The sequence below is a fragment of the Paraburkholderia sp. Tr-20389 genome (assembly GCF_017104565.1).
Lineage (GTDB): Bacteria > Pseudomonadota > Gammaproteobacteria > Burkholderiales > Burkholderiaceae > Paraburkholderia.
On sequence record NZ_JAAGPD010000006.1, the window covers coordinates 203061 to 223684 of the forward strand.

Here is a 20624-nt window from a genome sequence, read left to right on the forward strand (position 1 = left end):
GCTCGCGACACAAACGCCGACCGGATATCTGGGGTTGACCGGGGATCGTTCATTTCACAAAGTCTTACCTTCGTGCGCCTAAATACACCAGAGTTGTTCCGTCATCCTTCTTCGAAAAATTCGCAAGGAATCGAAAAAACCAGATCGAATCGAGATCTTCACGTCAACGGATGCCATACGCTTTCCGTTTATGACCCGATCATCGAACCGGTCACTGGACACCAGAACCTGAACCATGAGACTTCGCGTTATTCCCTTCGCGCTGGCTTGCGCGAGTGTCGCTATTCACTGCGGCGCCCAAACCATCGCGACGGGTATCTCCAGCCGAGATGCTTCGAATGCTATCGGTGACACGTCGACAGTTGTGGTTCGCCATCCTAATCTTGATCAGAGTTATTGGGGTGGACATCGCCGTGCGCACGCCGGCAGCAAGGTGCACCGCGCTGAACACTGCGATCGCGAAGACGGCACTCATTCTTGTTGAACACGGACACGGCACTCGGAAGTACACTGCACGCCCCGCGGAGAACGACGTAGAGCAGCCAACCATTCCTGAAGGAACCTGAAGATGAACCAGAAAGATTCGATCCGAAAGCCGACCTTGCGCCTTACGCGACGTGAATGTCTGGCCGCAGCGGTCGTGGTCAGCGCGGTGCTTCTGGGTGGCTGCGGCGCATTCCATGGCCCACAGTCTGTTGCGGTGACAAACACATCCGGTAGTGCGGCGATACCGCCTGCCCCTGCGGGCTATTACCGTGCCAACGTTGGCGACACCGTGTCGTCTGTAGCATCGGGTTTTTCGCGCGCGCCCTCCCTGATCGCGCAGTGGAATGGCATCTCCGTCGATTCCACACTTGTTCCTGGCGAACTACTTCGTGTCGCACCCGTTGCGGATTCAGAAAACGTACGCCCCGTTCCCGATTGCCAAGGCTCGCACGTGGCCGGTCGGACAGAAACTCCCGAGTTTTTGTGGCCAGTGGTTGGAGCCGTTACAACCGCCTATGGCACTAACGGTGCCAAAGGCATCGTCATTTCTGGCCATTCCGGCGATCCGGTAAGGGCCGCCCGGGGCGGGCGCGTTCTGTACGCCGGAAACCAGGTCAAGGCGTATGGCCAGTTGATCGTGATCAGGCACGATAGTCATACCCTGACGGCATATGGAAATAACAGCCGTGTCCTTGTCAAAGAAGGCGCCCTCGTCACCCAAGGCCAGGTGATCGCCGAGATAGGCGATGAGGTAGTTGGAAAGCCGGCACTTATCTTTGAGGTGCGAAAGGATCGAGTGCCTGTCGACCCGGCGACCTATCTCCCCCCGTGTCATCCATCGATGTGAGATCGGCTCTCCGGAACGCAAGCCGATGTGGGGTTAATGCCTCATTGCTTAACAGATCGAAATTGACCATTCCAAGGCTATTTCGATCGCAGGGGTGCAGACTTCCAGCACGGTCGTATCCACCGTGCCGTTGATGCCACCGATGAGGCGACTCTCCTGTGCCGTTTCGTCCTATCCTCCCTGCGCTGTAGTGTCATGGCCTCGATGTGTCAGACGATGCAGGCGCACCACCTTTCGCAGTATCTATACGTTCATTGGCTAACAAAAATATTCGTGGCATTTATTTCGTCATCCTCATGTCATTAGCCACCACCTTGTCGGGCTGCGTGCGGCTTCCCGTGACCCAAGGATCTGGCAAATCGCAACAATCCGAGGTGGAGGTGACGAACGATCGTTCAGTCATGGATGATGCGAACCCTCCGGAATCGCAGCAGATCAAACCGTCAGCATCATTGGGATTCCCGCAACTGGGAGTTGCATCATGGTATGGGACGACATTCAATGGGCATCGCACTGCAAGCGGTGAGCGCTTCAACATGAACGCCATGACAGCAGCGCACAAGACGTTGCCGCTGGGATCGTACGTGCGTGTCACTCTGGTTCGCACTGGAAGATCCATAATCGTGCGCATCAACGATCGCGGACCCTTTAGCCGTCGTCGGATCATCGACCTGTCGTATGCAGCGGCATCGGCGCTCGGAATTCAGAGAGCAGGCACCGGCCTCGTCGCGATCAGTCGGTTGCGTTCCGCGACAAGCGACATTGTCGACGTACAGGGTGACGACAGCTAGCCATGACCAAACCGTCGAAGAACGGCAGATCGTTTCTGACGAAGGAAATGCTTCTGCCACTTGCTGCGGCACGTGTGCGAGCGTTGTCGCTGGAAAACCACCTTGCCCTTGCGACGTTACGCGCAGGGCAAGGCGATTTCTATCAGATGAGTTGCCTGTTGCGGACGATCTACCTTGCGTATTTCATACACGCCGAGTTGGCGCAGCCAACTGAAGATGTCTTCCCTCAGGCGGAGCACGCGCTTGCCCGCAGTGTTGCCCGGTCGGAGAACGGCGAGGGATGGTCCCTTGCGGACGATGAGTGGCAGCTCATCACCCGGATACTGGAAATGCATGACCGTCAGCTATCCCGCACCCCTCGTTACGTTTTCGAGAGAGCGTGGGAACAATTGCAACGCTTCACTTCGAGCAACGCCGAGTCTCCGATTTCATTGGGGCAAAAAGATCATTGACTGCACCTGAGCGCTGGCCAGGTTATACGACCGTCCGCCTCAGAGCTGCGACCGAAATTGATCGGGTTATCGTCCGCTCAGTTTTCTGGGAGCGATGTCAGCTGTTATCCTGATTTTGGAAATTGCGACCGGCTTGGTCGCTTCGCTTCACTTATCAGACCAACGGCGGCCTGCCATATCGCGTTGCCGCCGCCAGGGACGAGGCCAAGCAAGTCCGACGGTCACTTCGGAAATGAATGCGCACTCGTAGCTGCTCACTCACGCGTCGCCTGAACCCGCCCGGCCTTGACGGCCGCTTTCAGCGATGACCAGTCCGCCTCGTTCTGCTCCGCGTACGCGAGCGCGAATCGCTCGATGGCTGCGTCGAATGCCGACGACTTGCCCACGTATCCGCTGATCAGCGCCGGGTCGCCCGCTTTCGCCATCGATTGCGCTAACGCTGTGCCACACGACACCGCATATTCGGCAAGGTCCGCGACGTCGAAGGTGGTGAAGTCGAATGCCCCTTTCATATCGCGCAACTGCCTGACATAGAAGTCATTGCCTGTGTGATGCATCTTGGACCATCCCAGGAAGATGTCACTGGCCGATTGCAGAAGACGCTGGCCATTTACCACCCGCTGACCATGATTCGGATATTGACTGGCCGGGAGGTAGCCCTCCAGCACCGACGCCCTCGCCTCCTTGAGTTGCAGGAATAGCGGGCATTCCCCGTCTGCCATGAAGAGCGCCTCATAGCAGCGGGTACCGACCGAACCGATGCCGACGACGCGAATCGCGACATCGACGAGTTCATAACGGTCGAAGAGCGCGCGCCTGTCGTCGGGCAACGTCAGCCGGTAATCGGCGAAGAACCTCCGGATCATGTCGTCGTACTGCTTGTGTTCGCGCCTGTTCTTGAGCGGGATGTGATAGACCAGCGGTGGCAATTCCCTGATGCGCACCTTGCCGTTGACCAGTTCGGTCGAATGGCTCATTACCGAACGCGACGACTGCAACCGCGCCTTGTCGATGACTGCCAGCTCCTTTCGTTTTTCCTCGGTGGAATCCGCAATGGTCAGCATCGTCGCGGCCTTGAACTGGTAGTACCAGATGTCGAGCGTGTCCATCCTGCTGAACTCCACGATGCGCGCCCGGAATGTCTCGCACAGTCGACGGACAATGCCACGCTGATTGCTCAGTGCAAACCCACGTTCGCGCGCGGCGATCACGAAGGACGCGGCCAGCCTGCGCACATCCCAGTCGAATGGTCCTGGTAGTGTCTCATCGAAGTCGTTGGGTCCGAAAAGAATCCGTCGCTCAGGGCTCGCGAAAAGCCCGAAGTTGGCCAGGTGCGCGTCACCGCCGAGTTGCACGATGACATCGCTGCGCGGCAGCCTGGACAAATCAAATGCCATCAGCGGAGCGGCACCGCGATAAAACGCAAACGGATTCGCAAGCATGCGGCCATACCTGATCGGGATCAACTCCGGCACCCGCCCCACGTTGGATGCGTCGAGCAGTTCGATCGGGTCTCGCTTTTCTATCTTGCAGACCGCAAGCTTCGCTCGCGAAACCTTTCTGCGCGCTTCCTTGCCGAGATTGATCCGGGATGCAAGCGGTCCGCGGCCGGCAAACAAACCCGAGACATCGTTGTGTGTAGTCATTGTTCGAGAACTCGTGTTTTCTTCGATAGTTTGACGCATGCGACAGGATTCAGTTCTTTCATATGGCACGCCCTTCGATTTCGTTACATCCCTGACGAATACGAAAGCCGGGAACCGTATTCGACGCCCAAACAGCATTCAGGCAGGCACGACTTCCATATTAATGCAGGCAGGGTCATCAACTGTCGCGATGAACCGTTCATCGCTTGATGGACTCGTACTCGCTTGAAAACAGATTGCCAGATTCATAGAATGATTTGATCTTTTCCGGATATCTGAGCAATACGCTCGCCGCCTGTTTAAGAGCGGCACGTCCGTTTTCGTCTTGATTGATACGGACGAAGTTTTCTGTCAGAAGTCCGATTCATGTACGCATCAGGTTGAGGCCAACCGTACGTGGAGGGCAACATGGCTTGCGAATTTCCGCTTAGTCGCCGCAGCTTTCTCAAAGTCATCGGTGGAAGCGTCGCGACTGTTACGGTGAGTAACCTCTCAGCTTCCCTGATGAGTGGCTGTACAACGTCCTCTTCGCGCGCTCGCCCCACCGCCCCCGCCTCCGCTGGCACCTGAACGCCCCGCGACTGGACACATGGCTGGGCGACGGAGCCTGGCAAGGCCAATTGGCGTATCGAAGGCTATCTGAAGGTGACGGGATCGAAGATCTACGCCCGCGACTTTAAGGCGAGCGATTTCAAAGGATGGCCATCGCATGAGAACTGGTTGTACGCGCTGAGATGTAACTGCGTCGACAGGATCGTTCTAGGCTACGACCTCAGTGTATTGCCGCAGAACCTCCAGCCCATTGCCATCGTCTCCAACAAGACATTGAACGCGCGTCGCGTTCCCCTCGCTCAGGAAAGCGATCCCTACAGCGAAAAAAACACGGATATCAGCTTCTTTCCTCAGGACAACCATCCCGCCGATTGCTACGGCCAGCCCGTTGCCCTGCTCATTTTCGAAGACTTCGATACTTACCGCCGGGCACGAAAGATACTGGAATTCAACGACAAGGCAAAACAAGCGATATTCCTTGTCGATGCCGACTGTGATACGACATCAATCAGTCTCACAAGGGCTACGGCTCTAATGCCTTGAACGGGCACAGTCGCAGCGTCACGAAGGCCGCAACGATCGTCATTAAAAATGTGCGAATTCGCCGACAGCCTCCCTTCATTTACGCCAAAGGAATCCATTCATATTTTCTTTGTGTGTCGGCCGATCGAAATCTTTGCACCTGAACCTATCCGGCATTGCTCATTGAACGGACAACCCGACCGATCGCTTCGATTCCTATGACGACATGAAGTCGATTGATGTCTATCGCTAGATCGTCGCATTGGCGTCAGTACTTTCGAGCTTGATATTACCTGGGTTCAACTGAATCACACGCAGATTCGTGGCGCGCAAATAGATCACCGAAGTCTTGCCACGCCCAAACAGAGCGATAGTATCGCTCGACTTTTCGCTCCGCCTCAAAGCTAAAGAAGGCCGATGCAGATGTGCAATTTAGGTAGTAGTTCTTGCCGTCTCCACGCAAAAAACTTCCCGTTCGAGATAACGCGAATTGCCCACTAAAAAGCCGACCATCAGTGTGGAGCCGCTATGTGCGGTGTCGCACAGATTGCCTCGATGCGAATCGCATTCAATGCATCTGACTGGCATTGAAGACTGGAAAACCAATACGAGTCAGTACAAATTTAATACAGAGAGAGTGAGGGCATCATGAAGAATCCCGTCGGGCTCAATCCGCCCTTGGCAAGGCGCGTCTGCGTTTTCGTCGTATTTGGCGCTATTGGTTTGTCCGGATGCGGCACGGGAGGAAATACCACCGCGAGCGATCCGCCCACCTTTGCAGTTATCACAAACCAGAGTTCATACGACTGCCGGAAGAGCGACGGCACTCGCGATGACACATGCAAGATCGAGGGAAAGGTTCTACATAACGGACCAACAGCCAATCTGTCCTACATACTGTACAAGCCCAGCGACAAGGAACATGAGACACCGATCGTCTGTACGTTGCCGGCCGCAGCCGCCGACGTGATCGCGACAGGGCGCAGCATGTCTTTGACAGTGCCCGTGAGTGCCGCGGGCGCACAGGCGGCACTCGGCATAAGCGGTGGAACAAGCCAGACGGCTCAGCTAGTTAATCTGAACACGGGTAGCCAGCCTGCACTTTATATATTGACATCAAACTTTTCACTCTGCATGGCTTATGGCTTCGGTGCAATTGATTCAACCACATACGCCGCGAGCCTGACGAAGGTGCTTGCCGACGCCGCGAAGATGTCGGTTGCCGCTTCAACGGCGACTAATCCCGTGATCGCCGACGCCCCGACTCCCGCTTCGAACCCGGCGACCGAGGCCCCGGCTCCTGCTTCCAACCCAGCACCCGCTGCACCCGGGGCGAATCCTTCAAAAGGAGGAAAAAAGAACCCCGCAGGATGAAGGGCGATCACGCCGCACAAACCGACAGTACCGACAGCCAAACCGAACAACCCAACGGAGCATGCAATGGAATCTGCAATCCAGAAAAGCAAGACTAACGTCATTTCGGATCCCAAAGAAACATTGCAAACATTTAATCTGCTTGAATTGCAGCAGTACACGGCAGAGGGAGCTTACTCGTCGAATGCCAGTACCGACGTCCATCTCTTTTATGTGGGCAGAGACGATGTTCACGACATCCTGAAGCATATCCTCTCCCGCGTCAGTGTATCGCTCTATCTGAACATGTACGGCTATGACGACGCCGAGCTGAACGGTATCTTGATGGACCTCGTTAAGGACCCCACCGTCACGATGCTTGTAACACTGGACCGTTCACAGGTACATGGACTCACCGAGAGAGGCCTGCTGACTAAAGACATGGCTGAGAACGCGGCCGGGATGAATACGCACTTTGTGGTCGGCGAGTCGCAAACTCATCAGATCAGCCACACGAAAGGATTCGTCGCTGATGGACGCGTTGCGCTGGAAGGCTCAACAAATTGGTCCCAATCCGGTGAGGGCATTTTCCTTTTCAGCGATCACGGGAAGCCTGTGGCGGGTGGACCCAAGTACAAGGCGCAGAACAACACGGCATGCGTGATTACCGACCCCGATACGATCAGCCGTTTCCAGACTGAACTCGTCAGGGAACACATGATAGCGAAGGCACAGGACAAATCTAGTCTGTCAGAGGCGATGGAGGTTGAGCCGGCGGCCGCCCATTCCTGACACGACAGGTCCGACTCTCACCGAAGCGCCTCAGATTCGAGTGGTACTCATCCGGATCGCGTGGGTCATCTTGTACTGGAGACATCTTGCCGCACCGACGGCGAACGCTATCTAGTCTGGCGCTTGGCTTGTCCACGATGACCTACGTCACCTTCAAATCCCGCACGATCCAGTCGAGCGCGGACTGCGCGAGATCATCCAGGCTGCGCCCCGCCAGCGTCAGTACCTGAAGGCGGCGCTGCGTCAGCAACGGGTTATCGAACGGAACCGCCTTCATACGATCCACGCCCAGCCGCTTGGCCACGGAAACGTACCCCGACGGCATGATCGACTGCGGCACCGACAGCGCGAAACGATACAGCGCCGCGACATATCGGCTCGTCATCAGCGGCACGATTTCGATGTTCTCGACGTTGCACGCAATATCGAACAATTGACGGTTCGTCGTGCCCTTGTCCTGAAGCAAAACCGGATAGGCAGTGAGATCCTTCAGCGCGATCTTCGCTTTGCTTGCGAGGGGATGTTCGTCGTGCATCAAGGCCATGACGGGCGCGCGTTGCGTGTACTCCACTACGACGCCCGCCTCCGGCTTGAAGCTGAACGTCAGCGCGATGGACGCCTCGCCCGACAGCAACATCTGACTCGCTCTTTCGGACGGCACGACCTCGAGTTGAATCGCGACATCGGGATGCTCGCCGCAGAACGCGCCCAGCGACACGGGCAAAAAATCGAAGGCAAAACCTTCCGTACACGCAATCGTAATGGTGCGCGAGCGCCGCCGCTCTTCCCCCTGGATTTCATCGAAGACCGCCTGCGCATCCGACAGCGTGCGCTGTGCGTGACGCAGCAGGAGCCGTCCGGCGTGTGACAGGACCATGCCACGCGCATGCCGCTCGAACAGCGGCACGCCGATATCGCCTTCGAGCTTGGCGATATGCCGGCTCAACGCGGACACGGTCAACCCGAGCTTCTCGGTCGCGGACGTAAGCGAACCCGCCTGCGCAACGACGGAAAAATAGTACAGCGACGGTTCCAGCAGCTTACGCATGGCAATGACGCGTGGCCCGAGGTTCGACGCGAGGTTTGAGGAAAACGCAAATGTACCTTGTTTGATTGCGAATACAAAAATACTTCCAGCCCGGTAATCTGGTCACAGTCGCATCAAACCTTTTACCCCACATGTCCAGACATCGCGCCCTTGCTCTCGCCCGTTCGCACTTCGACAGCGGCGACTTTCTCGCCACGCTCACCCGGCGCGTCGCGCTCCCGACCGAAAGCCAGCGCGTCGATGCCGCGCCGCTCCTGCGCCGTTATCTCACCGATGAAATCGAAGGGCCGCTCCGCGCGCTCGGCTTCACCTGCGAGATCATGGAAAACCCTGTGTCGGGGATGCCGCCGTTTCTCATCGGCGAACGCATCGAATCGCCCTCGCGCCCGACAGTGCTGTTGTACGGCCACGGCGACGTGATCGACGGCGACGCCGCCAACTGGACCTGCGAGCGCTCGCCGTGGCGCGTGAGCGTCGAAGACGAGCGCTGGTATGGACGCGGCATCGCCGACAACAAGGCGCAGCACTCGATCAACCTCGCCGCGCTCGCGGCGGTTTTCGCGGAGCGCGGCGAACTGGGCTTCAACGCGAAGATCATCTTCGAGATGGGCGAGGAAGTCGGATCGCCGGGGCTCGACGCTGTGTGTGCGACGCTGCGTGATCGTCTTACAGCCGATCTCCTGATTGCTTCGGACGGGCCGCGTCAACGCTCGTCGTCGCCCACGGTGTTCCTCGGCTCGCGTGGCGCGTTGCACTTCCGGCTGCGGGTCGCGAATGCATTCGGTGCGCGCCATTCGGGCAACTGGGGCGGCGTGCTCGCCAATCCCGCGACCGTGCTGGCCAATGCGCTCGCAAGTCTCGTCGATGGCCACGGCCGCATCCGCATCAACGGCCTCTTGCCGCCACCCATTCCGCCGCAGGTGCGCGAGCGGGTCGCCCATCTGGAAATCGGCAAGGACGAAGGCGATCCGCCGCTCTCGCCGAACTGGGGTGAACCCGGCCTCACGCCGGCCGAGCGCGTGTTCGCATGGAACACGCTCGAAGTACTCGCGATGCAATCCGGCAACGTCGCCAACGCGGTCAGCGCGATTCCACGCGCAGCCGAAGCGGTGTGCCAGTTGCGCTTCGTGGTCGGCACGGACTGGCGGCGCGCGCAGCAACTGATCACCGCACATCTTGCACGCGAAGGCTTCGATGGCGTCGAGGTGACGATCGAGGCTTCCGGTGGCGCGACACGGCTCGATCCCAACGATCCGTGGGTCGCATTCACCGAACGTTCGATCGAAGCGTCCACGGGCAAACCGGTGACGCTGCTGCCGAACCTCGGCGGCACGATCCCGAACGAATGCTTCGCCGACACGCTCGGCCTGCCGACCATCTGGATTCCGCATTCCTATCCCGGCTGTCGTCAGCATGCGCCCGACGAGCACGTGCTCGCGCCCGTCATGGCCGAAGCGCTGCAACTGATGACGGGCGTCTTCTGGGATCTCGGGGAAGACGACGTCCCGCACGCCCGCTGAACGCCAACCTATTCGCTTTCCTGAACGGAACACACATCATGGATTCGACCATCATCGACGACAACACGCGGCAGGCCGACACGAAGCCCATGCGGCGACTGATCGTCGCGACGAGCATCGGCAACGCGCTCGAGTGGTTCGATTTCGCGGCATACGGCTTCTTCGCCGTCACGCTGTCGAAGCTGTTCTTTCCGGCTCACGACGAAACCGTCTCCCTGCTGATGACGTTCGGCACCTTCGGTCTGTCGTATGTGTTCCGCCCGCTCGGCGCGCTGCTGCTCGGGCGCTATGCCGACCGCCACGGGCGCAAGGCGGCGCTGCTCGCGGCGCTCGCCCTGACGACGATCGGCACGCTCATCTGCGCAGTCATTCCGACGTATGCGCAGATCGGCCTCGCCGCGCCCATCGGCCTGATGTTGGCGCGCATACTCATCTCGTTCTCGACGGGCGGTGAATTCGGCAGCGGCACCGCGCTCATGATCGAGCAGAAGAGCCAACGCAAGGCGTTTCTCTCGAGCTGGCAGTTTTCGAGTCAGGGTATGAGCACGGTCCTCGCGTCGTGCGCGGGGCTCGTGCTCAGCACGCAACTGTCGGCCGCGCAAATCGAGTCGTGGGGGTGGCGCATGCCTTTCGTCTTCGGCCTGCTCGTGGCACCCGTTGGGCTTTATATCCGCAAGCATATCGACGATACCCTGCCGGCAGAAAAGGAAGGCACGACACGCAAGGCTCCCGTGCGCGAACTGCTCGCCCACAGCAAGGGCCGCATCCTGCTCGCCGCGGGCATCATGGCGGTCTCCACGGCGGCCAGCTATCTGATGATCCTCTACATGCCGACCTATGCGGTGAAGCAACTGCACCTGCCGGCATCGACGGGCTTCGCGGCGACGGTGGTCACCGGCCTCATCCTGATGATCTGCACGCCGATGATGGGCCATCTGGCGGATCGCTATGGACGCAGCCGCATGATGGTCGGCTCCGCGCTGCTCACGCTGCTGACCATCTACCCATGTTTCGCGTGGCTGCTGTCGAGCGCATCGTTTGCCGTGCTGATGGCGATCATGGTGCTGGCGGGCGTCTTGAAGGCGATCTACTTCGGTCCGCTCGCCGCGGTGCTGTCGTCATTGTTTCCGACGAGCGTGCGCAGCACGGGCCTCGGCTTCAGTTACAACATCGGCGTGATGGTGTTCGGCGGATTCACACCCTGGCTCGTCACCGCGATGATCGGCGCAACGCACGACCCGCTTTCGCCAGCGTTCTATCTGATGGCATGCGCGGTGCTCAGTCTCGCCTGCATCGGCCTCTATCACTTCAAGCTCGTGAAGCACATCTGACTCATGACCATGCACGACAACGACATGCAAATGCTCACCGACGATTTCAGCGGCTGGCTCATGTATCACTCGGTAGGCGTTTATCCGGACCATCGCCGGGCGATGACCGATGCGCTCGCCCGCTTTGCCGCGACATGGTGCGCGCCCGACGATACTCGCTGGGATGAAGCCCTCGCCGCGCGGGCGCGTCTCCTCTCGGACTGGGCCGCGCTGATCGGCGCGCGCGATGCCGACGTGTTCGGCGCGCAGAACGTGACGGATATCTTCGCGCGCTTCATCGACGGCCTCGCCGACGATGTGCTGCGCGGCCGCACCGTGCTCGTCGCGGCGGATTGCTTCCCGAGCCTGCACTTTCTGCTATCGGGTCTCGCGGCGCGACGCGGCTTCACGCTGCGCACCGTTGCCGTCCGCGAAGGCGAAGCGTATGTGCGCGACGAAGACTTCATCGAAGCATGGACCGGCGATGTCGCGCTTGCGCTCGTCACATGGGTGTCGTCGTTGACTTCGAAGCGCGTGAATCTCGCCGCAATGTGCGAGCAGGCGCGGCGTCGCGGCAGTCTCGCGGCACTGGACGTGACGCAGGGCATCGGCATCCTGCCGTTCGATCTGAACGAAACACCCTTCGACTTCGTCTGCGGCTCGACGCTCAAATGGCTATGCGGCGCGCCGGGCACGGGCCTTGGCTATATCGCGCCGCGCGCGCTCGCGCAGGGCGTGGAGCCTGCCGTCCGCGGCTGGTTCAGCCAGGAGAACCCGTTCAACTGGAACATCGATGCATTCGATTACGCGGCCGATGCGCGCCGCTTCGATACGGGCACGCCATCGATCCTGCCGTTCGTCGCATCGCAGCCGGGCATGTCGTGGATGCGCGCACAGCCGGCGGGCAGCGTGCGTGCGCACAATCTCGCGCTCTGCCACGAATTGATCGCCATGATCGACGACAAGGGCTGGCGCCTGCTCTCCCCTCGCGACGACGACGAACGCGGCGCGAGCATCATGGCCGAAGCGCCCGCGCATCTCGATGCCGCGTCGCTCGTCCCGCAACTCAAGGACGCCGGCGTGTTCGTCGATTCGCGCGGCCGCACGCTGCGTCTCTCTCCCGGTGTCTGCACGACGCGCGCGGGGCTCGAAAGGCTGGCGCAATGCCTGCCGCGATGAAGACCGCGCGTGCGCGCTCGCGCGCACCGCGCCGCATTGGGATCGCCTGCGTGCTGACAGGGCCGCCGGCGTGCGCAAGCATCACGCGCCGCCACTTCCCTTTCACTCATGATGCGAATACCCATGAACTCATCTACTCCATGCACCCGGACTGACGCCGCCATCGAAGGCGTGCGAGGCTTTGTCGTGCCCATGAGCTGCACCGACCTGCCCGCGACGATGCACTTCTTCATCGCGCGCCTCGGGTTTCGGCTCGATGCGATCTTTCCAGCCGACGGCCCGCGCACCGCGCTCCTGTCGCGCGACGGCGTATGCATCAAGCTCGGCCTCGATGTGCATGACGGCATCGGCACGCTGAACGTCCTATGCGACGACCCTGCACAACTGCCTGGCGAGACACGTGAGCTGATCGCGCCCAACGGCGTCGTCGTGCGTCTCGTGCACGCCAATCCGCCGATGATCCTCCCCACTACGCGCCAGCAGCTCGTGCTCTCGCAGGCGGGTGATAGCTCGCACTGGAGCGTCGGCCGCGCGGGCATGCGATATCGCGACCTGCTCCCGGAGCGGCACGGCGGCGCGTTCATCGCGTCGCATATCCGCATTCTCGAAGGCGGGCCGGTGCCCGATTACGTGCACTATCACAAGATCCGCTTCCAGACGATCTTCTGCCGCAAGGGCTGGGTGCGCCTCGTTTATGAAGGGCAAGGCGAGCCGTTCGTTCTCGAAGCAGGCGATTGCGTGCTTCAGCCGCCCGAGATCCGGCATCGCGTGCTCGAAAGCTCTGCGGGCGCGGAGGTAATCGAACTCGGCAGCCCCGCCGAGCACATCACGATGGCCGATCACGAGATGACTCTGCCCACACCCGTCTATGCTCGCGAGCACGAATTCAACGGCCAGCGCTTCGTGCGCTATGTCGCGAAGGGTGCCACGTGGGATGCGTGGAAATCGCCGGGATTCGTCGTGACGGATACGGGCATCGGCGCAGCGACGAAAGGACTCGCGGGTGTGCGCGTCGTCCGTCCGCAAGGCGAGCGACAGCACGCGACGCGCAGGCACGAGACCGAGTTCTGCTTCTTCTTCGTGCTCGCGGGCAGTCTCGACGTCCAACAGGGCGAACGGACATGGCGCCTCGAAGCCGACGACAGCATCGCGATTCCGGGCAAGCTCTCTTACTCGTTCAGGCGATGCAGCGCGGACCTCGAACTGCTCGAAGTCACGCTACCCGCCGACTTTTCACTCGAACAGTAAGCCGTACTTGATCAGGCGCGATGGCCTTGACCGGCATCGCGCCTGATCTTCGTTCGCGTTAGAAAACCACGTAGCAAGCGTTGCGCATATCGCAAACCCAGCTTGATTGATTGCGAATACTCGATAGATCGCGAGACGGTAATGTTGCAAGTGGAGCCAACGACAAAACCGCTCCGTACGCACTGAATCCTCTCAATACATATTATTTCGTCATGCAAATCAAACTCAGGATAGTGTCGGCTACCGTTCTACTCGCTGCCTGCGGCGTCGCCCACGCGAGTGTCAGCTCGGTCACGTTGTACGGGCTCATCGACTATGGTGTGAATTACCAGAGCAACAGCGGCGGCGGGCGCGTGATCGGCGGCGCGAGCGGCATCATGCAAGGCTCGCGTTGGGGCTTCAAGGGTGCCGAGGATCTGGGCGGCGGTCTGTCCGCCATTTTCCAGCTCGAAAACGGCTTCGATCTCGGCAAGGGCACCGCATTGCAGGGCGGCACCCTGTTCGGGCGCCAGGCGTACGTCGGTCTGTCGAGCGATACGTATGGCTCGCTGACGCTGGGACGTCAGTACGATTCACTCGTGACCTTCGTCGAATCCCGCATGAACTCCGCGAACTACGGCGGCGGCACGACGGCACATCCCGGCGATCTCGACAACCTCAACAACAGCAAGCGGGTGAACAACTCGGTGAAGTACACGAGCCCGAATATCGGCGGCTTCACAATGGGCGGCGTCTATGGATTCGGCGGTCAGGCGGGTGACTACTCGCGCAATCAGATCTGGTCGGTCGGCGCGGGCTACGATTACGGGAATTTCTCGGCGGGCGCAGCCTTCATGAACGCGCGCAACCCGAATCAGTCGTTTTTCACCAGCACGCCCACCAACGTTGCGGGCGCGAATCTCAACAACATGACGGCGAGCCCCGTGTATAGCGGATACGCTTCGGCACACTCGTATCAGGCCGTCGCGGCAGCGGGACGCTATACGCTCGGTTCGGCGACGTTCGGCCTTGTTTATAGCAACGTACAGTTCAAGAATCTCGGCGATACGTCGTCCGGTTCCAATCCGCTACGGCTCACCGGCACCGCCAAATTCGACACGGGCGAATTCAATCTCACGTACTTCTGGACGCCCGCTCTGGTGAGCCAGTTCGTCTACAGCTATACGCATGGCTCGGGCGTCGGCACGATAGATTCCTCGAGCTACAACACGCTTTCATTGTCGCTCGATTATTACCTCTCGAAGCGCACTGACGTCTATGTGATCAGCAGCACGCAGTTTGCAAGCGGCACCGACTCGACGGGGCACGCGGCGCGCGCAACGCTCAACGCATTGACTGCATCGTCGACGAACCGGCAGACGTTCGTTCAGCTCGGCATTCGCCATAAGTTCTGAGCGAAGGGGACGGCGCGCGAGCGCTGCTGAAGTCTCGAATCGTCGTCCCGATCATGCTTCTTCACTTCACGCTGAACGGCGACACCAGCATCGTCTTCGCGGCACTCGCCGCATTGCTATTCGTCACAGGCGGCGTCCATCGATATAGAACAATGCTCGCATCGTTGTAGTTGTCCTTCGTGACTTCGTACTCACCCGTCGAACGCCGGTACGCCCGAAGTCCGTACATGGAGTCCACGTCGTTGCCAACGTCGACATTGTTCGGATTGGTGTTAGTGAACGTGGTATCGAGCTTTCCCGTTGTGAGATTGAACGCATCGATATTCGGCACGGTATGTACATAGCCAACGAAAAGATAATTTCCCGCGGCCGCAATCGATTTGGGATTCGCGCTCGTGAGGTTGATCACCGGCTGCGGCGTGGTCCTGTTGCCGGCCTGCCAGCCGTGATACACCTCGACACGCGATCCGACCGCCGTCCAGTCCGTACTTCCCGACGCCCCTTGCGTGAGAATCATCGTGTCGCTCTCAGGCAGGTAGATGATCCGTGTCAGTTGTGTGATCGTGGCCGGGATCGGCATCGTGACCGCGGCGCCCCAAATGGGTTTGCCGTTCGCATCGAAGCCGGTCAGCGGATAGTGCGAAATGACGTTGGTCTTGTCGAGACCCGCCCAGATATCGCCCTTGCTATCCAGGCAGAAGCCATTGCGGACTTTCGCCGTCGTACCGAACGACGGTCCCGGCAATGTGCTGTCGGGAATCGCAATGTACCCACTCGTCCGGTTGAAGTGAAAGAAGTAAAACGTATCGGGATTCTGGCTCGCTGCGACGAGTATCCGGTGTCCACCCACGCTCGCGAGTTGGGCGAAATGCTCTCCGCGTTCGTGGTCGGCGAGATTGATGCGCGGATCGGACGGATAGGTGATCGGATCGATCGTGTTCGCGACGTAATTGCCTCCTGCGGTGCCCGAATAGATGTTCACGCCGCCGTAGAAGATGGCGCCGTCGGTGGCCGGGTCCGGTGCCGCGTTCCCTTCGAAGTTCACCGACTGGAGCTGCCAGCGCAGGACTCCGGTGGCGTCGTACCCGTGAATATCGGTGCCGCCGTTGCGGCCGAGATCCCACGACCCGCCCCACGGGTTGTTCAGCACAAAAAGGTTGCGCGCCGAATCCCTGCCGATGCCGGTGACACGCGTAAAGCGCCTGTCGCCCACCTGCCCCTTGACGCCCGTGACCGTATCGAGGTAGCCGCCTTGAACACCGAACGTACCGGCGGCATAAGGTGCGCCGGACACGTCGTAGATCTTGATGTTCATATCCGGACCCTCGTCGCCGATCCATAACTGCCCGCTCGACGAGTCGAAGTACAGCGAAGAGGGTTTGGCGTTGGCGGGCAACTGGATGGTGTTTCCGCGTTCGCCTGTCGGGCGGAACTGGATCACGTCGCCCATGCTCTGTCGCGCGACCCAGACGTTTCCGCCTGCGTCCGCCGCTAGCGCACCGGGCGCTTCCACGCCGATATCGCGCAGCCAGACACCGGACGTCGTAAACACACGCACGCGGTTGCCAGGGAAGTCGCTCGCGTAAAGCAGCGAGCCGGACGTCGCGAGCCCGGTGACGACATCGGCGAGGCGTTCGTTGGTCGTGGCGCTGACCGGGATGAGCAGATCGCGTGTGCGGCTCGTTCGGTTGTATCGGCCGACCGCGCCGCTTCCGTATGTGGTGTTGAACTGCAGAGCCGCGAACAACGAGGTCGAGTTACCTGTGATCGCGCCGCCCTGAAACTCGCCGTGGCCGCCGATCGACCCGATGTTCCGCGCGTTCTGATAGATCGCGATGCCGCCTTCGTTCTCGTCCCACATCGACGCGGTATAGATCACGCCTTCCGGCGCCACCCACATCGAGCGGGCCACGTTGCCCACCCGTGTCGTGGCCGTGCCATGCGTGTTGGCTAGCCAGACGGTCGAGTACTGCGCGTCGCAAACGGACGGAACGGCCGCGCTCAACGTGAGCGCGATGAAAGCGGCATAGAGTGATTTGACGCGCATGACGGGGGTGTCTTCGATCGCACGCCGTGCAGTACCGGCGCTCATGGAGCGGTGTTGCCAACCCTGGCAAACTTGCAGTCCGAACACCACACCTTGCCGACTCCAACTTGCACGTCGGATTGGCGTGGGATGTCGTTCGGGTTAACGGCGATACGCGACGCGAGTTGAGCGGTTTTTTGACCGTACCATAATAGGTGACGGGCCGATCGCGACCATATCAAACGACAGATGTGGCAGCTGCCGGCCGATCCGCTCCTTGACTGTTGGCCATGAATGGGTGCTCGATGTATCGAAAGGTCAGCAACGAAATGCAGGTCATCGACAACCCGATGGCCAGCACCACCCCGCCGTAGACGATAGCGTCCATCTGCGCAACCGGCAGCACGCGGTTCGCGAGTTGCAAGCCGGCATAGAGCACGACACCGTGGTTGAGGTACACGCTATAACTCGTGAGGCCGAGTATCTGGAAGGACGGTCTGGATAAAAGGCCGAAGAAGCTGTTGTTATAGAGTGCGCACATGAACACCGGAAAGACGAGGAGCGACTGCAGCACGCCATAATCCCGTGCAAAAGGAAGTGCCGTCGCGCAGAGCGTGACCAATGCCGCAACGGCGGCGAACGGTTTTTCCAGATTCCTGAAGGTCGGTTGGCGCGCGTAGATGAATGCGGCGGCCGTGCCAAACAGGAAGTTGACGGATACGGCGTCGAGCACTCGCACGCCATAGACGAGCACCAGGACGACTGCCGTGACGGCGCAGAACCTACGGATCGTCATCAGCAAAGCGAGCAACGGAAGCAGCGCATAGAAGACCCACTCATAACGCAACGTCCACATCGCTGTATTCAGGAGCCACGATTGCGGAAGGCCGTTGAGGTCGACATGAGCCAGCACGCCGAGCGAAAGCCACTTTGCCGCCGCCCGAACCAGTTCCGCCGGCGAGACTTGCAAGACCCATCCGGTTTTTTGGCCAACGACGACGAACATCATGGCTGTGACGAACAGGTAAAGCGGCGCAAGTCGTCGAAGTCTCGATACATATAGCCGACGCCACGCAATCGGCTTGCGGGACATCATAAGCTTGTGCGAAAAAAGGAAGCCTGTGATCATGAAAAACAGGGCAACCGGCACACGTCCGCACAACGTGTAAATGGTCGAGTCCGGCCAAACCCATGCGCCCGTGCGGTACCAAACGATGCTGGATGCCGCGTGCGTCAGGAATACCGCAAACGCAAGGATCGCTCGCAGACCATCCAGTTCCCCGTAACGCCGGCCATTGCCGAGCCCCTCGATTGCAGCACGAAAGAAGCGGCTGTGCCGGGCTGCCTGCCCTGCAACCATGAAACATGCGACAGTGGTCAAGCATGCGGACCACAGCGGAAACTGACTGGCCTGCATATTGGCTCCGTCGTGCAAGATTGCCGCTGCAGATTACCAATGGCCACGCGATCGCGAGAAATCACGGCGTCGCCGCGCTACGTTTTGTCATCTCGATCCGAGACAAGATTGATCACCGTTTCGGCCGACATGCTCCCATCGGCTATCTGCCGGGTTTTGAGGTGAACAGATCTTTGGACTGATGGCGTCCGGCGTTGCGAGAAAGGCAACTATTGGCGATTTGTCGCCTCGCAGAGAGAAATCGCGGCCACGTCGATATCGAGGAAGAAAGCCCTTGGCCAAAGCGTGTCGTTGGCTAAGCGACCGTTTCAAAAAGACCCCGAGGGGGCTGTTAACCTTATCGCCAAGCTGTTAACCTTGGTCGTCTGAACAACCGGAACCACGGGGATGGGCGCACCGATCATTGATGACGAACTATGGGCATTGATAGAGCCTTTGCTGCCACCGGCAAAACCCACGCCGCAAGAAATACCCAGGACGGCTCCCGGTTTCCAACCGGGCTGCACTGAACGGCTTCCTGTTCGTATTCAAGACCGGAATACGCTGGTGCAACCTCTCGACCAAGCTGGGATTCGGCTCCGGGCCAACCTGCTGGAGGCGTTTGCGCGATTGGCAAAGGGCCGGCGTGTGGAGCGCGTTGCACGAACTGCTGCTTGCGAAGTTACGCGAAGCCGGCGAACTCGATTTCTCACGGGCAGCGACCGATTCATCCTCGGTGCGAGCCGTTGGGGCGGGCGAAAAACTGGCCCGAACCCCACCGATCGCTCGCGACCAGGTTCGAAGCATCACATCCTCGTCGACGCCAATGGCGTCCCCATCAGTGCCATCCTGACTGGCGCGAATCGCAACGACGTTACCCAGTTGCTGCCGCTCATCGACGCGGTCCCGCCACTTCGCGGCGTACGCGGCCGACCGCTTCGCACGCCCAAAGTCATCTACGCAGATCGTGGCTATGACTCCGAGCCGCATCGTCAGCGGCTTCGTGCGCGCGGTATCGAACCGGTGATTGCCAGGCGCCGCACGGAACACGGCAGCGGACTCGGCAAGTCCCGTTGGGTGGTCGAACGTACTCACGCAGGCTGCACAATTTTCGCCGTCTTCGCATTCGCTTTGAGCGTCGAGCCGACATTCACGAGGCATTCCTTAAACTCGGCTGTGCGCTCGTCTGCTGGAACATCTTCAGACGTACCGAGCAGTCTTTTTGAAACGGTCTCTAAAAACAGCGGAGTCGCGAGACACGCAAACCACAGCGAACACTGCAACGCGGTATCAAGCGGACCGGAAACACCCGTGAGTCCCAATACGATCAATACGCAGAACCCGGCAGAGCCGAGCGCGTGCCTGTCAATCAAGGCCTCGAACCTGCTGGAATTCGCAGCGGTAAGCGCTGACGGTTCGATCTCCGCCTCTCGACAGCTTTGAGTGTATCCACTGACAGCCCGGGCCTGCAACTCACTGTCTTTGGTGTTATCCGGCCCGTCGACCCTTGCGATCCGTGGATGTCTCATATCTATATCGAGTTCTGTTATTTAGCCGATCGCCAGCAGCTCTTCAACACGCGCTGTGGAGAACGTCCAAACCGCCGGAATCTCTTCTGTCGTTCCCGCGCCGTGTGCCCGCGGCGCCCACGTATGCTTCTCATGCAACATCGTGTCGCCGCGACCTTTGGCGGCGGAGCGCAGCCGTTCTGCAATTTCAGCCGGCGTCGCAAGATAGACGCGTGGCATTTGCTCAACAGCGACTTCCTTGTACTGAACAAGGCAAAGTATCGTTCGGGGCGTGTGCTTCAGGCGCCACGTTTCCGCTGCTGAATGGTAGTCCCCCGAGCCCTTGGCGAGACATCCCTGCGACAAACCCCAGCGCCCGTCCTGGCTGCCTTTTACCGAGACTTTCAACATGCGCTCACCCGAGGCAACTATCAGGTCATACTCAGGCTGGTTGGCGCCGTACTGGACTGAGACATCGTATCCGATACGCGCGAACAAGGCAGCCGCAGCAGCTTCCGCAGCAACTCCGATGTGACGTGGCGACACCTTCATTT

16 protein-coding genes and 1 pseudogene are annotated in these 20624 nt (G+C 59.7%); 12 read left to right on the forward strand and 5 right to left on the reverse strand.

Annotated elements, in window-relative coordinates; translation table 11 throughout:
* Positions 1-568 precede the first annotated feature (568 nt).
* From G3N95_RS09880 to G3N95_RS09890, 3 genes are all read left to right on the forward strand, one after another.
* Complete coding sequence (locus G3N95_RS09880) at positions 569-1333, forward strand: peptidoglycan DD-metalloendopeptidase family protein (RefSeq protein WP_205969806.1); 765 nt, start codon at positions 569-571, stop codon at positions 1331-1333.
* A 206-nt stretch (positions 1334-1539) separates the two neighbouring features.
* Complete coding sequence (locus G3N95_RS09885; RefSeq protein ID WP_346778369.1) at positions 1540-2124, forward strand: septal ring lytic transglycosylase RlpA family protein; 585 nt, start codon at positions 1540-1542, stop codon at positions 2122-2124.
* 2 nt (positions 2125-2126) lie between these two features.
* Positions 2127-2576 (forward strand): hypothetical protein, encoded by a 450-nt coding sequence (locus G3N95_RS09890; RefSeq protein ID WP_205969807.1) that lies wholly within the window; start codon positions 2127-2129, stop codon positions 2574-2576.
* A gap of 254 nt (positions 2577-2830) precedes the next feature.
* Here the strand turns inward: G3N95_RS09890 and G3N95_RS09895 are convergent, their stop codons facing one another.
* Positions 2831-4222, reverse strand: a complete 1392-nt coding sequence (locus tag G3N95_RS09895; RefSeq protein WP_241018342.1) for a DUF2252 domain-containing protein — start codon at positions 4220-4222, stop codon at positions 2831-2833.
* A gap of 645 nt (positions 4223-4867) precedes the next feature.
* Here G3N95_RS09895 and G3N95_RS09900 point away from each other — a divergent pair.
* The 3 genes from G3N95_RS09900 to G3N95_RS09910 all read left to right on the forward strand — a co-directional run bounded on the left by G3N95_RS09900 (position 4868) and on the right by G3N95_RS09910 (position 7441).
* On the forward strand, positions 4868-5317 hold the full coding sequence (locus tag G3N95_RS09900) for a hypothetical protein (protein ID WP_205969808.1): 450 nt from the start codon (positions 4868-4870) through the stop codon (positions 5315-5317).
* Between the two features lie 627 nt (positions 5318-5944).
* Complete coding sequence (locus tag G3N95_RS09905; protein ID WP_205969809.1) at positions 5945-6670, forward strand: hypothetical protein; 726 nt, start codon at positions 5945-5947, stop codon at positions 6668-6670.
* A gap of 66 nt (positions 6671-6736) precedes the next feature.
* The gene (locus G3N95_RS09910) at positions 6737-7441 is read left to right on the forward strand and encodes a hypothetical protein (RefSeq protein WP_241018343.1); all 705 of its coding nucleotides are present in this window, start codon (positions 6737-6739) and stop codon (positions 7439-7441) included.
* 142 nt (positions 7442-7583) lie between these two features.
* Here G3N95_RS09910 and G3N95_RS09915 read toward each other — a convergent pair whose 3' ends face one another.
* Positions 7584-8489: a LysR family transcriptional regulator gene (locus G3N95_RS09915; RefSeq protein ID WP_205969810.1), complete on the reverse strand. Its 906-nt coding sequence runs from the start codon at positions 8487-8489 to the stop codon at positions 7584-7586.
* Between the two features lie 131 nt (positions 8490-8620).
* Between G3N95_RS09915 and G3N95_RS09920 the strand changes: the two genes are divergently transcribed.
* From G3N95_RS09920 to G3N95_RS09940, 5 genes are all read left to right on the forward strand, one after another.
* Positions 8621-10009 (forward strand): M20 family metallopeptidase, encoded by a 1389-nt coding sequence (locus tag G3N95_RS09920; RefSeq protein ID WP_205969811.1) that lies wholly within the window; start codon positions 8621-8623, stop codon positions 10007-10009.
* A gap of 38 nt (positions 10010-10047) precedes the next feature.
* A complete protein-coding gene (locus G3N95_RS09925) occupies positions 10048-11340 on the forward strand; it encodes an MFS transporter (RefSeq protein WP_205969812.1) in 1293 nt (430 codons plus the stop codon).
* A gap of 9 nt (positions 11341-11349) precedes the next feature.
* On the forward strand, positions 11350-12498 hold the full coding sequence (locus G3N95_RS09930; RefSeq protein ID WP_205969886.1) for an aminotransferase class V-fold PLP-dependent enzyme: 1149 nt from the start codon (positions 11350-11352) through the stop codon (positions 12496-12498).
* Between the two features lie 123 nt (positions 12499-12621).
* Positions 12622-13746: a cupin domain-containing protein gene (locus tag G3N95_RS09935; RefSeq protein WP_205969813.1), complete on the forward strand. Its 1125-nt coding sequence runs from the start codon at positions 12622-12624 to the stop codon at positions 13744-13746.
* Positions 13747-13958: 212 nt separating this feature from the next.
* Positions 13959-15140: a porin gene (locus G3N95_RS09940; protein ID WP_205969814.1), complete on the forward strand. Its 1182-nt coding sequence runs from the start codon at positions 13959-13961 to the stop codon at positions 15138-15140.
* Between the two features lie 61 nt (positions 15141-15201).
* Here G3N95_RS09940 and G3N95_RS09945 read toward each other — a convergent pair whose 3' ends face one another.
* Positions 15202-17187: an SMP-30/gluconolactonase/LRE family protein gene (locus G3N95_RS09945; protein WP_205969887.1), complete on the reverse strand. Its 1986-nt coding sequence runs from the start codon at positions 17185-17187 to the stop codon at positions 15202-15204.
* Between the two features lie 217 nt (positions 17188-17404).
* Positions 17405-18583, reverse strand: coding sequence for an acyltransferase (locus G3N95_RS09950; RefSeq protein ID WP_205969815.1), 1179 nt, complete (start codon positions 18581-18583; stop codon positions 17405-17407).
* Positions 18584-18970: 387 nt separating this feature from the next.
* Between G3N95_RS09950 and G3N95_RS09955 the strand changes: the two are divergent.
* Positions 18971-19788: pseudogene (locus tag G3N95_RS09955) on the forward strand (IS5 family transposase).
* A gap of 324 nt (positions 19789-20112) precedes the next feature.
* On the opposite strand, the gene G3N95_RS09960 reads toward G3N95_RS09955, so the two are convergent.
* Complete coding sequence (locus G3N95_RS09960) at positions 20113-20622, reverse strand: hypothetical protein (protein ID WP_205969817.1); 510 nt, start codon at positions 20620-20622, stop codon at positions 20113-20115.
* Positions 20623-20624 lie beyond the last annotated feature (2 nt).